Annotated in this window: 20 protein-coding genes and 3 tRNA genes; 10 read left to right on the top strand and 13 right to left on the bottom strand. The window is 59.4% G+C overall.

Annotation, left to right across the window (positions count from 1 at the left end):
• Positions 1–22 precede the first annotated feature (22 nt).
• The gene (locus JNJ66_02465) at positions 23–997 is read left to right on the top strand and encodes a polysaccharide lyase (GenBank protein MBL8159294.1); all 975 of its coding nucleotides are present in this window, start codon (positions 23–25) and stop codon (positions 995–997) included.
• 78 nt (positions 998–1,075) lie between these two features.
• Here the strand turns inward: JNJ66_02465 and JNJ66_02460 are convergent.
• From JNJ66_02460 to JNJ66_02425, 8 genes are all read right to left on the bottom strand, one after another.
• Positions 1,076–1,152, bottom strand: a tRNA-Ala gene (locus JNJ66_02460).
• Between the two features lie 414 nt (positions 1,153–1,566).
• Positions 1,567–3,087 (bottom strand): hypothetical protein, encoded by a 1,521-nt coding sequence (locus tag JNJ66_02455; GenBank protein MBL8159293.1) that lies wholly within the window; start codon positions 3,085–3,087, stop codon positions 1,567–1,569.
• Between the two features lie 243 nt (positions 3,088–3,330).
• A complete protein-coding gene (gene ligA / locus JNJ66_02450; GenBank protein MBL8159292.1) occupies positions 3,331–5,349 on the bottom strand; it encodes an NAD-dependent DNA ligase LigA in 2,019 nt (672 codons plus the stop codon).
• The gene (locus tag JNJ66_02445) at positions 5,346–6,395 is read right to left on the bottom strand and encodes a hypothetical protein (GenBank protein MBL8159291.1); all 1,050 of its coding nucleotides are present in this window, start codon (positions 6,393–6,395) and stop codon (positions 5,346–5,348) included. The genes ligA and JNJ66_02445 overlap by 4 nt, the downstream gene beginning before the upstream one ends.
• Positions 6,396–6,414: 19 nt before the next feature.
• Entirely contained in the window at positions 6,415–7,299 is an 885-nt protein-coding gene (htpX, locus tag JNJ66_02440; protein ID MBL8159290.1) for a zinc metalloprotease HtpX, read from the bottom strand.
• A 32-nt stretch (positions 7,300–7,331) separates the two neighbouring features.
• Positions 7,332–7,889: a LemA family protein gene (locus tag JNJ66_02435; GenBank protein MBL8159289.1), complete on the bottom strand. Its 558-nt coding sequence runs from the start codon at positions 7,887–7,889 to the stop codon at positions 7,332–7,334.
• Between the two features lie 132 nt (positions 7,890–8,021).
• Entirely contained in the window at positions 8,022–8,444 is a 423-nt protein-coding gene (locus JNJ66_02430) for a cupredoxin domain-containing protein (protein MBL8159288.1), read from the bottom strand.
• A 42-nt stretch (positions 8,445–8,486) separates the two neighbouring features.
• The gene (locus JNJ66_02425) at positions 8,487–10,361 is read right to left on the bottom strand and encodes a fibronectin type III domain-containing protein (protein ID MBL8159287.1); all 1,875 of its coding nucleotides are present in this window, start codon (positions 10,359–10,361) and stop codon (positions 8,487–8,489) included.
• A gap of 184 nt (positions 10,362–10,545) precedes the next feature.
• On the opposite strand from JNJ66_02425, the gene JNJ66_02420 reads away from it, so the two are divergent.
• A complete protein-coding gene (locus tag JNJ66_02420; GenBank protein MBL8159286.1) occupies positions 10,546–11,208 on the top strand; it encodes a hypothetical protein in 663 nt (220 codons plus the stop codon).
• 105 nt (positions 11,209–11,313) lie between these two features.
• Here the strand turns inward: JNJ66_02420 and JNJ66_02415 are convergent.
• Positions 11,314–11,400 (bottom strand) — tRNA-Leu (locus tag JNJ66_02415).
• Positions 11,401–11,586: 186 nt separating this feature from the next.
• On the opposite strand from JNJ66_02415, the gene JNJ66_02410 reads away from it, so the two are divergent.
• A complete protein-coding gene (locus JNJ66_02410; protein MBL8159285.1) occupies positions 11,587–12,408 on the top strand; it encodes a hypothetical protein in 822 nt (273 codons plus the stop codon).
• 120 nt (positions 12,409–12,528) lie between these two features.
• Here JNJ66_02410 and JNJ66_02405 read toward each other — a convergent pair.
• The 3 genes from JNJ66_02405 to JNJ66_02395 all read right to left on the bottom strand — a co-directional run bounded on the left by JNJ66_02405 (position 12,529) and on the right by JNJ66_02395 (position 15,614).
• A tRNA-Cys gene (locus JNJ66_02405) sits at positions 12,529–12,602 on the bottom strand.
• A 58-nt stretch (positions 12,603–12,660) separates the two neighbouring features.
• Entirely contained in the window at positions 12,661–15,237 is a 2,577-nt protein-coding gene (locus JNJ66_02400; GenBank protein MBL8159284.1) for a DNRLRE domain-containing protein, read from the bottom strand.
• Positions 15,238–15,368: 131 nt separating this feature from the next.
• Entirely contained in the window at positions 15,369–15,614 is a 246-nt protein-coding gene (locus JNJ66_02395) for a hypothetical protein (protein MBL8159283.1), read from the bottom strand.
• Positions 15,615–15,820: 206 nt separating this feature from the next.
• Between JNJ66_02395 and JNJ66_02390 the strand changes: the two genes are divergently transcribed.
• From JNJ66_02390 to JNJ66_02360, 7 genes are all read left to right on the top strand, one after another.
• Complete coding sequence (locus JNJ66_02390) at positions 15,821–17,275, top strand: dual specificity protein phosphatase family protein (GenBank protein MBL8159282.1); 1,455 nt, start codon at positions 15,821–15,823, stop codon at positions 17,273–17,275.
• A gap of 37 nt (positions 17,276–17,312) precedes the next feature.
• On the top strand, positions 17,313–17,819 hold the full coding sequence (locus JNJ66_02385) for a peptidoglycan-binding protein (protein MBL8159281.1): 507 nt from the start codon (positions 17,313–17,315) through the stop codon (positions 17,817–17,819).
• A 28-nt stretch (positions 17,820–17,847) separates the two neighbouring features.
• Complete coding sequence (locus JNJ66_02380) at positions 17,848–18,309, top strand: peptidoglycan-binding protein (GenBank protein ID MBL8159280.1); 462 nt, start codon at positions 17,848–17,850, stop codon at positions 18,307–18,309.
• Positions 18,310–18,412: 103 nt separating this feature from the next.
• The gene (locus tag JNJ66_02375) at positions 18,413–18,946 is read left to right on the top strand and encodes a hypothetical protein (protein ID MBL8159279.1); all 534 of its coding nucleotides are present in this window, start codon (positions 18,413–18,415) and stop codon (positions 18,944–18,946) included.
• A gap of 7 nt (positions 18,947–18,953) precedes the next feature.
• Positions 18,954–19,565 (top strand): vitamin K epoxide reductase family protein, encoded by a 612-nt coding sequence (locus JNJ66_02370; protein MBL8159278.1) that lies wholly within the window; start codon positions 18,954–18,956, stop codon positions 19,563–19,565.
• Between the two features lie 54 nt (positions 19,566–19,619).
• Entirely contained in the window at positions 19,620–20,267 is a 648-nt protein-coding gene (locus JNJ66_02365; protein MBL8159277.1) for a Crp/Fnr family transcriptional regulator, read from the top strand.
• Between the two features lie 72 nt (positions 20,268–20,339).
• The gene (locus JNJ66_02360) at positions 20,340–21,266 is read left to right on the top strand and encodes a pyridoxamine 5'-phosphate oxidase family protein (protein ID MBL8159276.1); all 927 of its coding nucleotides are present in this window, start codon (positions 20,340–20,342) and stop codon (positions 21,264–21,266) included.
• A 35-nt stretch (positions 21,267–21,301) separates the two neighbouring features.
• On the opposite strand, the gene JNJ66_02355 is transcribed toward JNJ66_02360, so the two are convergent.
• Positions 21,302–21,511: a helix-turn-helix transcriptional regulator gene (locus JNJ66_02355; protein ID MBL8159275.1), complete on the bottom strand. Its 210-nt coding sequence runs from the start codon at positions 21,509–21,511 to the stop codon at positions 21,302–21,304.
• Between the last annotated feature and the right edge of the window lie 5 nt (positions 21,512–21,516).

The following is a 21,516-nucleotide window of genomic DNA, read 5'->3' as shown; positions in this document are numbered from 1 at the left end:
CCAGTCGACTATACTCATTACCATGAGCACTAAGCAGCGACCCGTCGTCCGGCTGCGGCAGTCACTTACCTCCCCAACGGCCGCACTGGCCTTCATCGCCACGTCAATCATTCTGCTGGGTCTTGGCGGCCTGGGCTACCATCTGATATCCAAGGCGGCGGGGATGGCCGCCCAACACGAAGCCGAACTTGCTTCACTGACACCAGGCGCGAACCTGCTGGAAGGCCTTTTGGATGCCTCTGGCAGCAAAGCCGTCGGGTTTGGCGCCAATGACGCACCGCTTCCGGCCGGCGACTTCAAGGGTCCGGCAGAGCTGTTTACAAAACCAGTCCTTTTCGTCGGCGATTTCAATACTGGCGACACCTCGCAGTACGCCGACGATATTCAGGACTGCCCCGACCAGGGCAACGTCGTCTCGGTTGACCGCACCATCGTGCGCTCGGCGGACAGCATCGCTTCGGGCCACTTCCACGTCTCCGGAGAAGCCGATTGCTACAGCGAGCCGGCCCGCCGTGCGGAAGCGGTCAATCACATTGAAGGAGCGGTGCACGAGGGCGACGAACGCTGGTACCAATGGTCGACACTGATTGGCGAAAGCCTTACCATTCCGTATGAGACCAGCCGCCCCTACCCTTGGTTCATCTTTATGCAGTGGCACCACAAAGGGCTGGACGGCTCACCGCCGCTTGATATCGATATCTACCCCGATGGCGTCATCCACCTTGCTGGCGACGGCGTTGACCGCTCGCACCATGCGGTCCTTGATACCGTCAAGCCAGGCGTATGGCGCGATTACGTGCTACACGTCAAGTTTTCCAAAGATGAGAGCATCGGCTTTGTCGAAGCCTGGGTCGATGGCGTCAAAACCATCGAGAAGTACAACCGTCCCACCATGATCGATGAGGAGAATTATTTCAAGCTCGGTGCCTACACCGACCCGACGATTCCTGGCGAGCATGATGTCTGGCACGATGGGCTGATTATTCGCGGACCCTGAAAAGCCCACCGTCACGTATCCCTCGTCATAATAAAAAGATCCGCTCGGAAGACGGATCTTTTTACGTAGTAGTCATCATGGTGGAGATACGCGGACTCGAACCGCGGACCTCTTGCATGCCATGCAAGCGCTCTAGCCAACTGAGCTATATCCCCATACTGCTGCGACTTGGGACATCATAGCACAAGCGGGGCGGTACCTCAAGGGGTGGGATGGTGCGGGACGCTTTTTTGCTTTCCTTTCCAAAAAGCCTCCTTGTGGTCAGCTGGGGAGGTACGCTTCGCTAGCAAATTGGTGGTGGGCGCGTTTACATTTTGGAAAAGAAAGCAAAAAAGCGTCAGCAACGTACAGCCCTTGGAGGGGGGAGCGGCTTGTGGAGATGTCCCGCGCACGGGTCTCGACATTGCATCCCCCGTCACCTTACATAGCACAGCCGGAATTTTTGTTATGAATTTCCAAAATGTAAACGCACCTACCACAAGCTTGCTAGCGAAGCGTACCTCCCCCATCGACTATGCGGAGGCTATTTGGAAAGTCATAACAAAAATTCCGGCGTAGTGCGTCAAGTATTACTGGGCACCTTCAATATCGAGACTACCACCAGAATCATCACCATCAAGGCCGGGAACGGCTTCCTCCAGGGGCACCGCATCTGCCGGCGCCTCAATATCAATCTCCTTATTGTAGTTCATGTAGTCAATAACCAGCCTTAAATCTCCCCCATCCTGCTGCGCCTCAATACGCATCGGCAACCGTGAGCCCGTATCGACGAACAAGGTAAATGCATCCAATGAGCTCAACAAGGTGCTGCTAATAAGCTGTTTATTGAATAGCTGATTGTATTCTTGCAACTTGACGCGCTGAAGGTTGACATCATAGCGGTACGTCTCATAGCCTTGAAAACTCATGGTCCGGCTGGTAACCATGCGGTACACATTATTAGCCCGGTTGAAGTCGTTGAGCTGGCGTTGCTTGGCGTCATCGATGTTGCCATACAGCAACAAACCATTGACACTGTTGAGATTGGCCAGCTGCATCGGGTTGAGCATGATCAGCGTCGAGAGCGGCAGATCGCTGGATGCTTCATCGGTAATCAGCCATTTGTCCTTCACCTGTTCCAGCAGTGTCAGATTGTCCTTGTCGATACCTTTGTTGGTGCCGCTGATATTCTCGTCACTGAAATCAGTCAGCTTGATGTACTGCGCCTTGTTGCCGTCCAGCACGAACTCGCCCTTGCGGACAGAGATGACGTCGTCGGCCACCTGGTTCACCTCCATGGTTCCCTTGGCAACCGGATGTTCCACATTGGTCGCATTGACGTCGACGACATAGGTGGCAGCGATCCGTGAGTTGCCGATCTTGCGGTCGAGCGTGAAGGTCTGGCGGTACGTCTTGACGTCCATGGTGTTGTTGATGGCAGCCGAAAAGACGGCCTGCGGCGCGCTGGCAGGTCCATACCACAAGAAGAAACCGACGAGCAGTAGGGCCGAGAGGGCGCCGCCTCCAAAGACTACTACTTTCTTATTTTTGAATATTCCGAGCGGTGACGGTTTGCGGGCGGGCGCGGCCGGCCGGGCACGCGGACGCAGCACACGCTGGGGCGGCGGAAGCGTCATCGAAGGCGCTGGCAAGACGGTGCCTTGCTGGGCCGCTTGAACGGCCCTGGATGCCTGGGCAACGCGTGCGTAGTTGGCGGGTGCCCCAAAGACAGGTGGCGCCCCCGGCAGTGTCGGCATGGCTGGCACAGCGGTCGTCTTCGGCTTTGTGCCAGTGCCGGGCGCCACAGACGGAACCCCGATCGGCGGGAGCGGCGAAGCGCCAGACTCGGCCAATGGCGGCGCGGGCTGACCGAAGACCGGAGGAGCAAGTGGCACTACCTTGCGTCGGGGTTTGACGGGATTCTTAACAGGGTTGGGTACGGGGACAGGAATGATGGCAGGCGTGGGCGGCGGCGATGACGGCAGTGACGGCGAAGCTGGCGGCTGGGCAGCCGCCGATGGCCAGGGGGTGGCTGGCGGGACAGATTGGGGCGCAAGCGGCGGCGTCGGCTCTGGAGCTGGCGGACCGTCTTGCGTGAATCGTGGCGGCATTCTTACCTTTTTGCTTTCAATTGCGAGCTAGGTGAAAATCTGGCAGCTCGTGCGCGCCCACCCGGCTCTTCAGTATGTTTTTGCTAATTGTTTATTTTTTAAGCGCCAGACATTGAAGAGCCTATGAACCGGCATCTTATGCGGTTCTGAGCGCACGAGCTAACATGCTTATGATTACACAGCAGAGCTGGAAATGCAAGCAACCGACCGGATATATGTGCCTGGCGTAGATACGGTGCGCACCTAGTCCAGCATCGCCAAAAGCGCCGCCTCATCAATGACCAGCGTACCAAACTTTTCTGCCTTCTGAAGTTTGCTGGCACCGACTTTGCCGCCTGCCACAAGATAGGTCGTACCCTTGCCTACGGAACTCTGAAAAGTACCACCCAGGCTGCGGATTTTCTCGGCGGCCTCATCCCGGCCCATCGATCCCAGCGAGCCAGTGATTACAAAGCTTTTACCCGTCAAGGGCCCGTCCTTTGGAATATCGACCGAAGCCGGCTGGACGCCGTACGTCTCAAATTTTTGGAGCAGCGCCAGGTTTTCGGCATCGGCGAACCATGCGACGATACTTTCGGCCACGACTGCGCCGATACCCTCCACCGCCAGCAGCTCATCGACCGTAGCCGACCGCAACCGCCCCAGCGAGCCAAAATTCTGCGCCATATCAATCGCGGTCTGTATACCGACGTGGCGGATGCCCAGCGCAAAGACAAACCGCTGCAACGGCGGCTGCTTGCGTGCCTGGATAGCCGACACAAGATTGGTGGCGCTGACTTCCGCGAAACGGTCAAGTTGCAGCACCTGCGGCACCGTCAGGGCAAACAGGTCGGCCGCATCCTCGACCAGGCCGGATTCAAGCAGGGCCACGACATTCTTCTCGCCCAAACCCTCAATGTCCATGGCACCACGGCTGGCAAAATGCTGGATGTGCGTCATGACGCGCGCCGGACAGCGTGTGTTCGGACAGCGCCATACCACTTCACCCTCCGGCCGGACCAGCTGCGTGCCGCACTCCGGGCACTGCGCGGGCATCTTAAAGACCTGTTCCTCACCGATGCGCAGCGATACGAGCGGCTCAACGATTTCTGGAATGATATCACCCGCCTTCTGTACGATGACCGTATCACCGATCCGGATATCCTTGCGTGCCACCTCCGATTCATTATGAAGCGTCGCCATCTGTACCGTACTCCCTGCGATGACCACTGGCTCAAGCATGGCGACCGGCGTTACCGCGCCCGTGCGGCCGACGTTGACGAAGATATCCTTGATGCGGCTCGTGGCCTGCTCTGCCGGGTATTTGTAGGCGATGGCACCGCGCGGCGCCTTGCCGACGATACCGAGCCGGTCAAACAGCCGCCGGTCATTAAGCTTCACCACCAGGCCGTCAGTGTTGTACGGCAGGTCCAGACGGCGCGTCTGCCAATGCCCGGCAAACTCCAGAATCTCATCAATCGTGGCAAGTACCCTGGCGTGCTTTCCGGCCGCCAGGCCCAGCTCCCGGATAGACTCGTATGCCATGCTGTTCGTCGGCACTTCTGTCGGATCATCACGCAGCAGGTCGTAGGCTTTAAAGTGCAGTCTGCGCCGGGCCACTACTTGAGGGTCAAGCTGGCGGATAGTGCCGGCAGCCAGGTTGCGCGGATTGGCATATGTCTTGGCACCCGCCGCTTTCAGCTCGGCATTCAAGCGCGTGAAATCCTCTTTATACATGACGATCTCGCCCCGGATTTCGGTGCGCCCCTTAGTAAATGGCCCATCGCCCCGCAGCCGCAGTGGCACCGAATCGATAGTACGGATATTACTGGTGACATCCTCCCCTGTGAAGCCGTCGCCCCGCGTAGCCGCCACTTGCAGCTCGCCATCCAGGTAAGTCAAGGAGCACGCCAGCCCGTCCATCTTGATGTCAACGAAATATTCCAATGTTTCACCCGGCAACAGCTTTCTGACGCGGGCATCCCAGGCTTCGACCTCTTCGCGGTTGAAGACATCATTAAGGCTGATCATCCGGGTACGGTGCTGGACTTTGGTGAAGCCGGCCAGGGGCGCACCGGCGACCCGTTGTGTCGGGCTATCGGGCGTCACCAGCTCGGGATATTGCTCTTCCAGACTGCTTAGCTCGTGCTTCAGGCTGTCGGCAGCCGCCTCGCTCATGATGCTCTCATCGAGCACATGGTAGTGATAACGATACTGGTTGATCAGCTCACGCAGCTTCAGGACGCGCTCTGCCGCCTCGTCTTTGGTAAGGGAATGTGTCATGTATCACGTGTCTCCAATAATGATCGATAGAGAAGATAGGCGTAGACGCTGACAAAGGCGATCAGCAGTGCCGACACCAAAAAGTTCAGCGTCGGCAGGAACAGCGGCGTCGACCAACAACTGCCGCCATCCACATCGGCACAGATGATGTTATCGAGCAGCAGGGCTGGCACTATCGTCACCAGCCACCAGAACAGCGCCAGCACGGGCAATATCAGCACTTTGCGCATGACACTGAAACGACGCCCGGCTATGATGACCCTGGCATCTTGCAAAGCCCGCCACGGATACATGCCCGGCAACGCCACGATCTGCAGTGCCACGAAAGTGCTGACCAGAAAATACACGCTGAGCAGAATCAGCAGCGCCGCCAACACCACAAACATCGACGCCATGGCCATCGTGCCGTCTTCCCAGCCGCCCTGCATCACGGCCGCCAACGCGGTAACGCCCATCAGGCCGGGCAGCGTCTGCATGGCCCCAAGCAGAAAGACCAGTGCAGTAGGTACCAGCGACGTTCCAGAGAGATACAAGGTCTCGCGCAGAGTCGTGCGCTTATCAGCGATAGCATGCCGTGCCAGCCAGATATAGCCCAGCCAGAACAACAGGCCGATGATACCGACCATGACCTGCGTCGCCACCGTCTGGTCGTTGACGCTGGTCACGGCGGTACCGGCCAGCAGGAACAGCTCCTGGAGGCCACCGAAAAAATCGATGATCAACGAGTCTGCCAATTGTTTGAACGACTCGAAGTTCTTGACCGTCGTCAGGCCTATCAGCACCCAGTTGATAACGATGTATATCAACAGCAACGCACCGACGATCTGACGCATCCTCCACAGCAGCCGCACCGTGCGGCCAGCAAGCCGCCACCAACTTGGTATCGGCTTGTAGTGCGGTACCTCGGTATGCCGTGTCAGGCGAAAACTGCGGTGCGGACTCAGCTGACGGTGCGCCTTGAACCGCGCACCAGCCTTTGCCGCAACCTTGGATAGCGCCTGCCTGGCGCTTTTGGCAGGCCGGACCGTCGACTTCTTGTTTGCCATCAGTGTAGGAGCTTTCCGGCTACAATCCCATGTTACGCAGCCGTGCGATCCGGTCCTCGATAGGCGGATGCGTGCTGAACAGATTTTTGAAACTGCCAGATTTGAGCGGGTTGGCAAAGAACAGATGTGCCGTCGAGGAGTTTTGCCGCTGCGTGACGGCGCCGCTGGCAGCAATTTTTTCCAGCGCCCTGGCCAGACCTTCCGGATAGCGCGTCGTCAAAGCACCGGTGCTGTCAGCCAGGTATTCCCGCCGCCGCGAGACGGCCAGCTGCACCATGGCCGCAGCCAACGGCGCCAGGATTAACACGGCCACACCTATGACGATGGTAATGATGTTCGGACCCGATTCCTCATCGTTGTCACCCCCTCCGAACCACAGCATGTTAGTAATGAGATCGGCCAGCAGGCCGATGGCGCTGACCAGCCCGAAGACGATCATCATCACCCGGATGTCATAGTTCTGGACATGCCCCATCTCGTGAGCAAAAACCGCCTCCAGCTCGGTATCATCCATCGCTTCCAACAGGCCGGTCGTCGCACAGACGGCGGCGTGCTTGGGATCCCGGCCGGTCGCAAAGGCGTTGAGCGCCGGGTCGTCCATGATATACACCTCCGGCATCGGCATACCGGAGGCAATCGCCAGGTTCTCCACCGTCCGGTACAGGCGTGGGTTGTCTTTCTTTTCAATCCTCCGGGCGCCGTTGACAGCCAAAGCGATTTTGGCAGCGGCAAAATACTGTATCAGGGCATAGATGATGGCGATACCGACGGCGATGTAGGTATAGAACAACCCGCCGCCCTTCAGGAACAGCCCTGCCACCCAACCGAGCGCGGCGATGATCAGCAGGAATAGGAACATGATTAACCATGTCCGGCGTTTATTGGCTGCGATTGCGCTATACACTGTCTGTCCTCTCCCTCGGGATTATCTACTGGTTAGAATTTGACTGCGACCGGCTTCTCAATCGAAGCCATGTCTTCCACTTCAAAGAACTCGCGCTCCTTAAAGCCAAGCATGCCCGCAAAGACGTTGTTCGGGAACACCTTGATCTTGATGTTCAGATCACGGGCGGCACCGTTATAGAAGCGGCGTGCGGCCTGGATCTTGTCCTCGGTGTCGACCAGCTCATCCTGGAGCTGCAAAAAGTTTTGGTTGGCCTTAAGGTCAGGGTATGCCTCTGCGACGGCAAACAGGCTCTTCAGGGCGCCTTCGAGCGCGCCTTCGGCCTTAGCCGTTTCCGCAACACCGTTGCTGCTCAGCATGGCGCTACGGGCCTCGGTGACATTCTCAAAGACCGACTTCTCATGCGCGGCGTAGCCCCTGACTGATTCAACCAGGTTCGGAATAAGGTCTGCCCGGCGCTTCAGCTGGACGGTAATATCACTCCAAGCCTCGTCAGTCCTGATTTTGGCGGTGACCAGGCTGTTATAGATGACCCACAGTACGATACCGATAATGACCAGAATTCCGACAATAATAAGTGCGACTTCCATTTTTCAGATCTCCTATCTGTTTATACTCATTATTATACCATCAGATGAAAGTTTGCTGAGGGCGTAATGCGGCGCCTCTCCATTGCACAAAAAAGAGCGCCGGCTACAGCGCTCTTTTTAGATCCGTGCCGATTACTCGACGATGACCGTGCCCTTGTACAGTGTCGGCTCTACCTTGTCACCGTAGGTGAAGGTGCCGGCTTTTTCGAAGGTGTAGGTGTAGGAGTCGCCTTGACCCAGTGTCTCGCGGCTGTCAAAAGCTGCGACGGAGGTGTTGTTCGGCTCGAGGCTGACAATCTGGTGCGGCGTCGAGTCTTTATTGACCCAGGTGACGCTGTCCCCAGCCTTCACCTTGACGACCGCCGGGGTGAAGCCGCTGCCAGTCACGACGACCGAGGCAGGGATGGCTTCGTTGGCCACGTTGTTCTGCGCCTGGCGGACGATGGCGACGATAGCGATGACCGCTATCACCACCGCCACCAGGATGGCGACCGGCAGAAGCCACTTGGGAGTCGCTTTCTTTGCCTGTGGGTTTACTGGTTGTTCAACTTCCATGTATGTCTTCCTTTTTCCCTATTAATCCGTTGCTTTTCGCTGTTACTGCTTAAGGCTGACGTTCTGTGACTTCACGCCGTCATCCACCTTGAGCCACAGGAAGCTGACACGGTAGTTACGAAGGGTGTACTTGACGGAGTAGACACCGCGGGGCAGGCCGGCAACATTGTAGTTACCCTGGCTGTCGAGGCTGAAGATACGCTTGGTACCGTTGATCCAGACGACCACGCGGCCACCGGTTACTTTCAGATTGATGCTACCCTTTATGCCGCCAGGGCCGGTCAGGCCGAGTGAGTCGTCACCAGGGCCGGTTGATGGCAGGCCGGTGACGGCGTTGACTGCCAGAGTGGTCACGGTGACGCGGCTGGATTCTGGGCTGCGGTTACCAGCCGTGTCCTTGGCGACGACGTAGTAGGTGTAGGCGGTCGATGGGTTCAGGCCGCTGTCGCCGAAGCTGGTGGTGTTGACGGTAGCGACTTTCTCGCCGGCGCCGGTCTTGTTACCGGTCACGCGGTAGACTTCGTAGCCGTTGACACCGGTGTTGTCAGTGCTGGCGCGCCAGCTGAGGTTGATCTGCTTGGAGCTGGCTGCAGTGCCCTTGAGGTCTGCCGGAGTGGAAGGAGCCTGCGTGTCTGGAGCGGCCGGAGCCGGAGTAGTGACTGAGACTGCAGTCGAGAGCGGAGAAGCGTTACCTGCGCCATCGACAGCCATGACTTGGTAGCTGTAAGTGGTGCTTGGCTGGACAGTGTTGTCAGCGTAGCTGGTGTTCGAGCCGACTGAGGCAACTTCGATACCGTCGCGGACTACCTTGTAGCCAGTCACGCCGACGTTGTCGTTGCTGGCGCCCCAGCTCAGGTTGACCTTGTTGCTGCCAGCGGCAGCTGCAGTGACGTTACCAGGAGTGGTCGGGTTCTGGATGTCGCCGGGGTCGTTGCCGCCGTCGTCATCGCCTGGGTCGTTACCACCGTCATCATCGCCGGGGTCGTTACCACCATTGTCGTTGCCTGGATCGTTGCCGCCGTCATCGTCACCGGGGTCATTGCCGCCGTTGTCGTTGCCGGGGTCGTTACCACCATCGTCGTCGCCTGGGTCGGTACCTGGGTCGTTGCCGCCGTCGTCGTCATCGCCGCCACCCGTGTCATTGCCGTCGTTCTGAACGGTGACCTGGTAGGAGGAATCAGCGGTATTGCCGGCTGCGTCATAGGCTTTTGCCGAGATAACGACACTGCCGTTGGCAACCGTGGTGCTGTCCCAGCTGGCACTGTATGGCTCTTCGGTGTCGGACGAGATCATCTCGTCATCGACGTAGAACTCAACCTTCGCGATGCTCGAGCCGCCAGGGTTGTCACCTGCGGTCGCTGCGATATTGACCGTGCCGGTCACTGTCGCGTTAGCCGTCGGGCTGGTCAGGTTGATGGCCGGGCCTGCGTTGTCGGAGGTGCTGGCACAGTTCTCGCCCAGGTTGCTCGGTACACAGGTGTCATCCTGCACAAACATGACCTTGTCGAGGGCGACGCCGCTTTCCTTGCCGATGAACTTCAGGTTTACAGAGCCGGCAGGCAGCTGCAGGCGGATCTTGTTGGCGTCCGCACCGTCCTTGTATTCGACCCATTCCCAGCTGTTAGCTGCTACGCCGCCGTCACCGACGGTGTAACATTCACCATTGACTTCCAGGTTGTAGGAGTCGTTGGTGGTATCCGGCGCCTTGATGCGGCTCCAGACCGTGTATTCACCTTCCGAAGGAATGTCGACTGTGGTCGTTGCCGATCCCAGCGTTTCCGAAGGTGCAGGACAAGCTGCGGCGTTCGCCTGCTTGGTCGGGAAGCTCGCTACCAGCGCGCTGGCCAGCATAAATGCCGCCGCGAGCAGTCCGGACTTTTTTATGTTTGATATTCGTGCTGTCGCTTGTGATTTCATTGAATTTTCTCACACATAGTAACGCTTATGTTTCTATTACACCTAAATATGCTGTACCGGCCCTCAAAAGTCAATCATTTTTAGCCCCTCGCTTATGTTTACCCCGCCCCTCACGCTGGCGCTGCCTTATAAGCTTTAGCTTCTTATTGGCGTGCGTCCTGAATTACCTTATTATAGTAACCATATGCAACAGTTTCGTCTATTCAAACTGCTCCTAAAGCCGTCTTTGTTCAGCGCGGTGTGGGCACTCCTTATATCAGGTCTTATCCTTGGCATCGGCAACTGGCTCTACGCCTTCCGGTCAAATTTTGCCAGCGAATATCTGTTTGGCACCCACGGGTTGGTGACGGGCCTACAGCAGTCCCATGGCGATCTAATACCCCTGATGCTTGAACTTTTTGACAAGCCCTTCAGCTACAACATCATCGTGCTGCTGGTGGCTATCATCTGCGGTGCCCTGGTCTACCTTTCGCTGGAAAGCGTCACCCGCAGCGTCGACAGCGTCCATGAGACCTGGGAAGAGATACATTATGCTAGTGGCCAGAGCCGCAAGCTCGTCGAAGTCGAGCTGGGCACCCGCTGGCTCATCCGCAGCCTGGCCCTCGGTGGCTGGATTGGCTACTGGATTACCTGGATGAGCATTATCATCCCCTTCAGCCTGATCGCCACCCGCGGCGTCTACAACGACAGCCTCGATACTGAAGGCTGGCTCTATGGCCTGCTCGGCCTGCTGGTCTGTGCACTGAGCATTCATCTGCACGTCATCTTCATCCGGCTTACTCTGTTGCGGCCGCGGGTGTTCGGGGGGAGGCGGGAGATTGAGATGGAGAGTTATGATGCGCATTGATGATTGCTCACAGAACGTCCACTGGACGTTCTGCCCTATCGGGTTCGAGTCCCTCCCCTCCCAGTCTCCAAAATAAAACATCCCCCTGCGGGAGATATTTTATTTTGGTGGGCGAGGAGGGACTCGAACCCTCAAGACCTTTCGGCCAGCGGATTTTAAGTCCGCCGCGTATACCAGTTCCGCCACTCGCCCACGAGTAGTGAAGGGCACTGCCCCGGCACTCACATATTGTAGAACGAAACGGAACAATAACAAAGTATGGCATTACACGCCTACCTCTGTATTAATTGACTATTTTAACTATTTGTGTTATAATGGAATGATGGACCCGGCTTCAGAAGCGGGTCTGACACCTTTCGGACAAGAACAAGGAGACAGATGATATTCCTGCGTGTATGGCGGGCCATCGTGGTTGCGGCCGTACTGACCGTCACGATGGTCCTGACTGCCTGCGGTGGCGCTGCCGCGCCCGGGGCCCCTGTCGTCGACAGGAACGAACTGGACAGGCAGTGCAGTGAACAGTCCCTCGACTACGAGGTGGCCGGCGCTCCCGGCAGGGGCGACGCCGAGGCGCTCACCGCCATGATCGGCACCGCTCCGGTCTTCATCCCCGAGGGCCAGGACGACACCAAGTACTTCGTGTACGTCATCAGCCCCGTCGAGGCGGACAACCGCTTCAGCGAGGGTGACGAGATCACGCTGCTCTGCGGCGAGGAGCACGTCTACGAGAGCGAGGAGCGGTCAGAAATCGACTCGCTGGCGCTCGAGCACCTCTTCACCACCGCCAAGTGGCGCGATCTGCAGCTCAACGAGACCATCGCGCGCCTGCCGGTGGAGCTGCAGGACCCGTACATGGCCCGCCTGGTGGACCTGGCGTACACCAACGCGAGCCGCGGCCTGCGTCCGGCGATGATGCCCGGCGTGACCGGCATCGTTTACCCGGAGGCAACCACCTTCGCGGCCTTCATGGAACGGCACACCCCGCAGTTCCTGGAGGACCAGGCGGAACCCAGCCAGCCCAAGACGGTGGTGGCACCACTGGTCATCAAGAGGGCGCCCAAGGCCGTCACGACCACGACGCCACCGGCCCGGCGCACCACCGCCGAGCAGGGTCAGCCCAGGCGGCCTGCGGCGGCCACGACCACCCAGCGCCGCTGCAAGTCCAATGAGGACCCCCGGCGCAACCGCTGCCGGCGCTGACCCTCACCCGTCCGAAAGGAACCCCGCGGCCCTCACCCGGCCGCGGGGTCTCCCCAAGTTATTACAACTAGTATTTAAAAAGCCGCGTTGCAACGCGGACTTTTTAGTTTTGATAACACATGGAGGCACCGACGGGATTCGAACCCGTGTACGCGGTTTTGCAGACCGCTGCGTAACCACTCCGCCACAGCGCCATGTTGAGCACATTATACAGTACGGGCACGCCGGCGGTAAACCGCCGCGCCCGCCGGCCTACTGCACTATGATGACCAGCTGTGCCGACTGCGCCGGATTGCCCTCTTTGCTCTGATAGCCGACCGCATCGAACGACGGGTTCTTGATGCGGAAGCTATAGACGCCATCCCCGTTGATCACCGGCAGGGCGTTCACCTCATGCCAGCGGCCGGCCGCCACGGTACCGATGGAAGCGAACGGCGTGATATCCGGCAAAGGCGCGTTAAGCCAGTTTACTCCGTACTCGGCCCAGTTGTTGTTGGGCATGCGGTAAATATCACCACCGCGGTTAGAGGCATCGATATTGAAAAGTCGGAGTTTGGCACTGACGATCTCCTTGCCCTGCAGCCCACTGATAGTAAACTTGAGCAGCTGGTGCTCGGCCGGGTTGCCATCGGCCGCGAGCCCCGGCTCGGAGCCGAAGTTGCTGGTGGGTGCCGCCGCTTTGATCGTAGCGTCGGCGACGGCATCAAAGGTCAGGACGGAGGGGGCCAAGGCCTCTGCGCCGGTCTTGACGGCAGCGACGATCGAGCTGTCCGAGGCATTGCCGGCAAAATCGTAGGCCACCACGGAATACGTGTAATTATTGTTGGCAGACAGATCGCCATCGATGAAACTGGTGCCGCTTGCGGTGCCCACGAGCCGGTCGCCGCGGTAAATGCGGTACCCGGCCACGCCGCCGGCGTCACTGACCGCCGGCCAATCCAGCTGCACCTGAGACGAGGACAGGCCGACGGCCCATAGATCGGCTGGTGCATCCGGTACGGCGATATCTTTATCGAACTCCACATGCAGCACGGGGGACTGTGTAGACGATCCATCAAAGGCCTTGGCCAGACGGCCGCCGTTGCCCGCAATCAGAATCGACAGCGCATTACCATCGTGCCAGCCCGGGCGGTCAACGATCTCTTGGATGATCGGCGCGATATCCGGCGTCTGCTGGGCCGCCCCCGACTGGCCGTCGGCAGTCCACGGTGCCGGCGCCCAGGCCACTGACGCCGCCGTCCGCGCACGGATGGACATATTACGGTATGCGGCGGCAAACGGCTGTGCGTCATCCGCCTGCTGGCCGTACAGCATCAGCCGTGCCTCATCCGCCGAGATGCCATCGGCGGTAAACTGGATGTACGCCCGCTTGATGACCGCGCCCCGCGGCACATTGACATTACTGAAACGCAGGCCCGCCATGCGCACCGATGGATTGATTAAGCCGAGCGTACCGCCCTCGGTGACCACTGAGCCGCCGCTGCCCTCGACGGCATCGTCCCTGGGCGTGGCCACGCGCCTGTCAACCACGGTCTGCCGGTCTTCGGTATTGTCAACCGTCAAAGACAGCGGTATGGAGGCCGTGGACTTGCCGGTCTGGTCGCGGACGATCGCCACCAGCGAATGCTGTCCGTCGGCCACCTCGCGACTATCCCAGGTACTGGTATACGGCGGCAGGCTGACTTCACCACCGACCTGCTTGCCATCGATCTGGAAGGTGACGCCGGCGATGCCCTTGTCATCATTGGCCTCAGCCCGTAACTGGACCTTGGCACCCGCCACGCGGGCATTGGCAGCCGGCGAGGTCAGCGAGACGGTCGGCGCCTGATCGGTCTGCAGATAGTTGCAAGTGTCTGAGCCGCTATCGAGGTATGACTTGCCCTCGACGGCCAGGAAGTCCCACTGGTACCCGTCACGCGTCAGCTTAAAACGCACCACGCCCTCGGTATTGCCCTGGCGTGCCTCAGTATTAGGCAGCTCGGCGCCGAGGGTGTTCAGCGAAGCCCCGCCAGTACCGATGGTAAACTGGCGCATGCCGCGGGCATCGGCCTCTCCGTCCGGATCCTGCTTGCCGAACCGCTCGTAAATGTGCTCGTGCCCCACTAGCGCCAGATCGGCGCCGGCGGCGTAGAGGACATCCCAGAACGGCCGCATAGCCTTATTGCCGCCATGCGCGGTACCGGAGTTGAAATACGGCTGGTGGAAGACGGCGGCGATGCATTTGTTCTGGTTGGCAGCCAGATCCTGCTGCAACCAGCGCAGTTGCGCGGAGTTCTGGCTGACGTCACGTTCGCTATCCAGCGAGACGATATGCCAGTTGCCCAGATCATAGCTGTAGTAGCGCTGCGGTGACTTTGCCGGAAAGACGCAGTCGGAGGGGTTGGGACAGAAGTAGCGCATATATCCGGCGGCATCCGCCACGCCATAGTCGTGATTGCCGGGGACGGGCATAGTGCGGTTCCGCAAGCGGCCCCACGTAGGATGATATATATTGGCATATTCGATATCAGTGCCGGTCCAATAGACATTGTCGCCGGCTGCGAAGACAACGGCGCGCGGATCTTCGGCCAGCACCCTGTCGACGACCTTGGCGGTGGCTTCGGCAGCCTCGACGGACATGGCGATATCACCGGCACCTACCAGCGTGTACGTACCATCGGCCGCATCGACCCGCCCGCTGTCGCGCGTAGCCACAAAGGCCGCCAGGACCGCGATGACCATCAGCCCCGTCAACATCACGAACGGCAGTCGCGACGACTGGTGGATGCGCTGCCACATGCGTGCCAGGCCATGCTTGGAAACGGCCTGGATCAGTGTCTGTTTTACCATTGCGTTGTTGGTCTATCCTTGGTTGTGGAATTTATTGCTACCCTTCAGTGTACAATAGGCTGATTAAATTTTGATGAGAAACACCCCGGTTCGCTGTGCGAATCCGGGGTGCTTGCTCACAAGGGCACGGGCTAGGCCTGGTCGTCTTCCTCCTCGTCCTCATCCATGCGGCTCAGCGGCCGGTCATTGTCGCTCATACCGTCGCTGCGATCGTTGGCCATAGGTGACCGGTCGTCCTGCATGCCGGACTGGCCTTGCTGCATACCGCCGTTCATGTCCTGCATCTGTCCGTCGCTCTGCATACTACGGCCGCCCATGGTCTGGTCATCGCCGCGCATGCCGCCCGTAGCCTGGTTGTCTGCTTTCATCTTATTCATATGTCCTCCTCGCTCTTTAGATTCAGACCGTCCTGGCACCCATGCCAGACTCCTCCACTCAAGCTTACGCGCCCCGCCGACGGCCGGCTATGAGCAATCTCACAGTAACAGGGGCGGCGCATTGGGCGGCGCGGGCTGACGCCGCTGTAAGTTATCTTATAGACGTGGCGGGGCGGCCATCCTTAAATAAAGGCACCATGCCCCACATGCCCACTCGCCCCTTGCTTATTATCGCCAATCCGAAAGCCGGCGGCGGCCGCTTGGCGCCCACCGACCTGGAGCACATCGTGCGGCGACATGCCATGCCGTACGAACTGAGGCTGGCCTCATCGCCGGCCGAAGCCGCCGCTATTGCCGAGGCCGCCACACCCGAGCAATACGATGCGGTAGCCGTCTATGGCGGCGACGGCACTGTCATTGCCGTCATCAAAGTCACGCTCAACCAGCAGCTGCCCGTGTTGATTCTACCTGGCGGCACTGCCAACGTCATGGCCCGTCATTTGCGCATCCCGGCCGACATAGACGCCTGCCTGCGCAGTTACGCGTCACGCAACTATGCCATATACCCCTTCCCGCTCGCGCGGCTTTCGCCTTCGTCAGAGCCGCTTGTACTGCACCTGCATCTCGGCATGTCTTCACGCGCGGTCACCGATGCCAGCAAACATCACAAACACCTGACCGGTAGACTGGCCTATATGGCAAGCTTACTGGCGAGTGCCCCTACAAGCAGCAAACACCACTACGAGCTTGAGGTGGATGGCCGGACGATATCGGCGCACGGCTATTCCTGCACCATCGTCAACGCCGGCAATCTTGATGTGCTGGGCCTGGCGGTTTCGCCACGGTATCGGCCCGGCCTGGTCCATGCGGTCATCGCCCACAGCAAGAACCCACTCACCTTTCTGCAGTGGTATGCCTGGCGGCTGCTTTCAGGCAGGAATCTCAAGAAGGCGGTTACCATCCTGCCGGCCAAATCAGTGACCGTGCTGCGTTCACCCAAGGCGAGCAACGTGGATGACGAGGCCCGCACGCTGCAACTGCCGCTGCACATCGAGGCCCATGCCTTCACCGCCCGGCTTGTGGTTCCTATCGGCAGTGCCGCCGGCCTGCAGCGCATCAGAAGCCAGGCCCGGCTTGCCGTGCATCGCTACGGCGATCATATCCGACGGCTCCTGGTCGGTGCGCCTTTCGACCGTTTCAGCCGCATCGATCGTCATCTCTACCTGGGCGGACAGTACAGCCGCAAAGCCATCGGCGCCTTTGCCAGCAGCGGCATCACCGGCATCATCAGCATGCGCGAGCGGGTGCCCCGGCCGCTTAAGAAGGCCAGCGCCATCCAGCTGCTGCACCTGCCGACGCCCGACCATGCCGCCCCGACACTGCAGACATTGCTCAAAGGCATCGCTTTTATCCGACAACATGCCGAGCAGGGCGGCGCCGTCTATGTACATTGCCGTCTGGGCGAGGGCCGCGGCCCGTCGATGGCGGCAGCCTACCTCATCAGCCAGGGGCTGACGGCAGATGATGCGCTCCATCATCTGCAGCGCTTCCGTCCATTCGCCCGCCCTAACGCCGCCCAGCGCCGGCGGCTGGAAGAACTGGCCGTTTATCTCATCGATCATCCTGCCGCATCCGGCGCGGAACCACGCAGTACCGACTGACGCCCGGCTTGACACAGTCCGCCTCCACCCTATAATTATGCTTGAGCTAACAAAAGGCCAGTTCGTGCCACAAAAAAGAAACAGTACCCCCGCAAAACCAGCACCCAAGCGCCCCCGCACTCCTGCGGCCGGTTCCAGCGGCCAGGCAAACGCCCGCCCGCGCACCCGCTGGCAGTTCTGGTTCGTACTGGCAGCCGGACTTATCATCGGCGCCGGCAGCCTCTACTGGCTTGGCCCGGAGCCGGTTGCCAGCGGCTGCCGCGGCAAGACCCTGGCGTTCAACTCTGCCGGCTCCTGCGTCTCCAACCTGCAGGATTGGCCGCTCCGCATGGGCCTCGAATACCGCCAGGGCCGAGGCAGCTACAATCAGGAGACCGTGGCCGCCGTCAAGCGCTTCCAGCTGCATCACGGGCTGCCTGCGGACGGTATCGTCAGCGAGGACACCTGGTCCAGGATCTGCAGCCTGCTGCGCCCTGCGCGCACCACCGATTCCGCCTGGGCCGCCTACTACGGCTGCATCAGGCAAGGTGACGGCTACATGTAAAAAGCAAAACAATAAGAAGGAACCCGACATGGCACAAGCAACACCATCCAAGAAGATAACCAGCCTGGTGCGATCAGACCAGTGGAAAGTGCTGTCCGCCGTGGGCGTCTCAGCCGTCGTCGGCGTCGCCGGCCTGCTGCTGATGGCCCAGAGCTATGCCACGACACCCGGCTGCCGCAACGCCGTCATCAAGTACGGCGACGATTCAGTCTGTACCAAAGTGCTCCAGCACTGGCTCGTCCAGCTCACCGGCCCGATTGAGAACATGCCGCCCTACACCACCAAGTTCGACGCCAGCACCGACACCCGCGTCCGCAGCTTCCAGGCCAGCCTTGGCATGGAAAAGGACGGTGTCGCCGATGCCGACATCTGGATTGCCATCTGCAGCAAGATGCCGTATGGCGCCGACAAAGCCATCGCCGACACGGAGCGCAAAGTCGGCTGCAGCGGGTCACGCACCGTTTACGGCACCACCTACTACGTCCGTTAATCGCCTTTTGTTCTGTACTGCATGACGCAGTAAGTGACTTCAGTCACTGTCGGCGCGCTCAGCCGGCGATATGCTATGGCCAGCAATGAACGAAAGGATTCTCATGGCCAAAACCAAGACTGACACTATCAAGCGGGAAGTATATCTGCAGCTATCAATCATAGCCGCCATCACGCTGCTGGTACTCGGCGGGCTGGCCTTCTGGGGCCACCGCTTCATCGGTGATATGGTGCAGACAGAACTGGCCGCCCAGAAGGTATACTTCCCCGAGAAGGGCAGCCCGGCGTTCGACCCGGCCGAATACGGCGACATACAGCACTATGCCGGCCAGCTCGTCGATACGCCCGCCGAGGCCAGGGCCTACGCCAACGGCTTCATCGGCCGGCACCTGCAGAAAGTAGCCGACGGCAAAGTATACGCCGAAGTCAGCGCCGCCGCCATGAAAAACCCCGACGACAAAAAGCTGCAACAGCAGAAACAAACACTGTTCCAGGGCGAGACGCTGCGCGGCCTGCTACTGACCAGCGGCTATGGTATCGGCACAGCCGGAGAGATAGCCGGCATCGCCGCTTATGCCGCCTTCGCGCTGAGCGGCGGCCTGCTGCTTATCGCCGCCACGCTGAGAAGCAGGTCCTAGGAACAATATGCCAGCTACCCGCGCCGTTCCCCTCAGGCTTGATGCCGCACTGCCCTACCTGCTGATCGCCGCCGCTATTATCGGCCTGTTGTCCTCGTTCGCCCTGACCTACGATAAGATCCAGCTGCTCCAGGACCCGTCCTACCGCCCCTCCTGCAACATCAATCCCATCCTCAGCTGCGTCTCTGTCATGAAGACCGAGCAGGCCAGCTTCCTCGGGGTGCCCAATACCATCTTCGGCCTCATCGCTTTCAGCATGCTTCTGGCCTTTGGCGCGCTATTGGCGGGCGGCGCCCAAGTCAATCGTCTTATCTGGCTGGGGGCGCAGGTGGCGGCAACGATCGGCGTCTTCTTCATGCACCACCTGTTCTTTCAAGGAGTATTTGTCATCAATGCCATCTGCCCCTGGTGCTTCCTGGTCTGGATGATCACCATTCCCACCTTCCTGCATATCACCCTCCGTAATCTCCGGCATGGGGTCATCCGTCTGCCCGCCCGGCTGTCCGGCCTCTCCATCTTTGTGCAGAAGCATCATGTCGACATACTGGTGCTGTGGTACTGTGTCATCCTGGGGTTGATACTGCAGCACTTCTGGTACTTCTGGACCAGCCTCATCTGACCAGATATTCCCCATATTCTGCCGTCGTGCTAGGCTAGATGCATAGACACTGCCATGGACGATATCCAACGCACCATCCACGAGTATTTCTCCGCCTACCCGCCCAAACGGCACACCAAAGGCCAGGTACTGTTATTTCCAGGCGATCCGGTGGAGGCCATCTTTTACCTGCATAGCGGCACCGTCAAGCAATACAGTATCTCGAAAAAGGGCGATGAGGTCACCCTGAATATCTTTAAACCCGGCGCATTCTTTCCAATGGCCAATGTCGTCAACGAGGTGCCGGCCCGGTTCATGGTCGAAGTCGACTCCGACGCCGAAATCAGCCACGTACCCGCTGCCGACGCCGTCCGCTTCATCAGACAGCACCCTGATGTGTTATACGACCTGCTCTGCCGCGTCTACCGCGGCACCGAAGGCCTGCTTGGCAAGCTCGAGCACCTGATGCTCAGCGGCGCCGACGACCGCTTCCTGTACGAACTCCTGGTAGCTGCGCAGCGATTCGGCCGTCCCGGCCCCGATGGCAGCACCGTCATCGATATCAACGAGCGCTCCATCGGCGAGCGCGCCGGCCTCTCGCGTGAGACCGTCAACCGGCAGATAAAACGCTTCAAAGCCGACGGCCTGCTCCACGTCAGACGGGGTGTCATCACCATCCCAAGCCTTGAGGCCGTCGAGCAAGCCCTGAGCAAAAATGATTAAGTAACCATAAAGTGACCAGGGTCACTGTCGTACTGCCGTTTCTAAGCTATGGTAATAGCGAGGGAGGCAAGTATGATCACCACGACCACAGCCAACAGCGTATCGGCCCGCCGGGCCCATACCGCCAGGATTACCAGGGAGCTCGCCAAGGCCGGCGCGACCCGCTTTGGGCTCTATAAGTTCGCCGGACGCTATCTGCCGGCCATCCTGGCCGAGGACGAGCAGATTGAGGCGGCAGTCTACGGCCGCTACCGCGAAGGAGCCGGGCTTATCAGTCTGTCAGAGGGTTGGCTGGTCGCCACCGACCGCCGGGTGATATTCTTAGACCACAAGCCCTTCTATACCAGCATGGACGAGATGGGTTATGATGCCGTCACCGGCGTCAAGCGGACGACCGCCGGCTGGTTTTCGGCCATCACCCTGCACTCCAAACTTGGTGATTACCGCATCCGCTACGCCAACCGGCAGTGCGTCAACAACTTCATGCAGGTCATAGAGACCAAACGATTAGAAAAAAGTAAGGACGGATTCTTTATGCAGCCACAGCACACCCCCAGCCACCACACCATGCCAGCACCTATCGTCAGCAACGAAGCCATCGAGTTCCTTCGGTCACATGAGACCGCCGTCCTGTCCACCGTCGGCAAGAACGGCGAGCCGCACGGTGCGGTCATCTACTATCTGGTAGGGCAGGACCACCGCCTTTACATGCTCACCAAGGCCGGCACCCAGAAAGTCCACAATATCTTTGCACACCACGGCGTCGCCCTGACCGTCTTCGACAAAGACAAGCTGCAGACCGTGCAGCTTCAGGGCAAAGCCGAGATCGAGGGCGACCAGGAAACCAAGAACTGGGTATTCACCCATATCGTCAAACCCAGGCAGCACAGTAGCGGCCCCAGTATGCCGCCGGTCACCTCTTTGCAGGACGGCGCCTTCATAGTAGTGCGCATCACTCCCACCTCGGCCCGCTACATCGACTTCGGCAGCAAAGGATAAGCAGACATGGCCAGGGCGTCCGCAGCGAGTACGCCCTAGCCGTTTTGCCGGTATTCGAGTATATCGCCGGGCTGGCACTCCAGCGCTTTACAGATCGCCTCCAGCGTCGAGAGCCGCACTGCCTTGGCTTTGCCGTTCTTCAGGATTGACAGGTTGGCCATGGTGATGCCGACCTTTTCGGTCAGTTCCGTCACGCTCATCTTACGCTTAGCCAGCATGACATCGATGTTGATAATGATTGCCATATGCC

It is taken from the genome of Candidatus Saccharibacteria bacterium (assembly GCA_016789455.1).
Taxonomy (GTDB): domain Bacteria; phylum Patescibacteriota; class Saccharimonadia; order Saccharimonadales; family Saccharimonadaceae; genus CAIJKY01.
The sequence above is the reverse complement of the archived record's forward strand: the minus strand, read 5'-3'. Positions and strand labels throughout refer to the sequence as shown.

What these genes read in the sequence shown, in the direction of transcription:
- JNJ66_02390 (MBL8159282.1), top strand. Translation starts at nt 15,821, where the DNA reads ATGCCCACTCGCCCCTTGCTTATTATCGCCAATCCGAAAGCCGGCGGC.
- ligA (MBL8159292.1), bottom strand. Translation starts at nt 5,349, where the DNA reads ATGACACATTCCCTTACCAAAGACGAGGCGGCAGAGCGCGTCCTGAAG.
- JNJ66_02380 (MBL8159280.1), top strand. Translation starts at nt 17,848, where the DNA reads ATGGCACAAGCAACACCATCCAAGAAGATAACCAGCCTGGTGCGATCA.
- JNJ66_02430 (MBL8159288.1), bottom strand. Translation starts at nt 8,444, where the DNA reads ATGGAAGTTGAACAACCAGTAAACCCACAGGCAAAGAAAGCGACTCCC.
- JNJ66_02360 (MBL8159276.1), top strand. Translation starts at nt 20,340, where the DNA reads ATGATCACCACGACCACAGCCAACAGCGTATCGGCCCGCCGGGCCCAT.
- JNJ66_02400 (MBL8159284.1), bottom strand. Translation starts at nt 15,237, where the DNA reads ATGGTAAAACAGACACTGATCCAGGCCGTTTCCAAGCATGGCCTGGCA.
- JNJ66_02455 (MBL8159293.1), bottom strand. Translation starts at nt 3,087, where the DNA reads ATGCCGCCACGATTCACGCAAGACGGTCCGCCAGCTCCAGAGCCGACG.
- JNJ66_02445 (MBL8159291.1), bottom strand. Translation starts at nt 6,395, where the DNA reads ATGGCAAACAAGAAGTCGACGGTCCGGCCTGCCAAAAGCGCCAGGCAG.
- JNJ66_02365 (MBL8159277.1), top strand. Translation starts at nt 19,620, where the DNA reads ATGGACGATATCCAACGCACCATCCACGAGTATTTCTCCGCCTACCCG.
- JNJ66_02385 (MBL8159281.1), top strand. Translation starts at nt 17,313, where the DNA reads ATGCTTGAGCTAACAAAAGGCCAGTTCGTGCCACAAAAAAGAAACAGT.
- JNJ66_02375 (MBL8159279.1), top strand. Translation starts at nt 18,413, where the DNA reads ATGGCCAAAACCAAGACTGACACTATCAAGCGGGAAGTATATCTGCAG.
- JNJ66_02370 (MBL8159278.1), top strand. Translation starts at nt 18,954, where the DNA reads ATGCCAGCTACCCGCGCCGTTCCCCTCAGGCTTGATGCCGCACTGCCC.
- JNJ66_02425 (MBL8159287.1), bottom strand. Translation starts at nt 10,361, where the DNA reads ATGAAATCACAAGCGACAGCACGAATATCAAACATAAAAAAGTCCGGA.
- JNJ66_02465 (MBL8159294.1), top strand. Translation starts at nt 23, where the DNA reads ATGAGCACTAAGCAGCGACCCGTCGTCCGGCTGCGGCAGTCACTTACC.
- JNJ66_02435 (MBL8159289.1), bottom strand. Translation starts at nt 7,889, where the DNA reads ATGGAAGTCGCACTTATTATTGTCGGAATTCTGGTCATTATCGGTATC.
- JNJ66_02355 (MBL8159275.1), bottom strand. Translation starts at nt 21,511, where the DNA reads ATGGCAATCATTATCAACATCGATGTCATGCTGGCTAAGCGTAAGATG.
- JNJ66_02420 (MBL8159286.1), top strand. Translation starts at nt 10,546, where the DNA reads ATGCAACAGTTTCGTCTATTCAAACTGCTCCTAAAGCCGTCTTTGTTC.
- JNJ66_02410 (MBL8159285.1), top strand. Translation starts at nt 11,587, where the DNA reads ATGATATTCCTGCGTGTATGGCGGGCCATCGTGGTTGCGGCCGTACTG.
- JNJ66_02395 (MBL8159283.1), bottom strand. Translation starts at nt 15,614, where the DNA reads ATGAATAAGATGAAAGCAGACAACCAGGCTACGGGCGGCATGCGCGGC.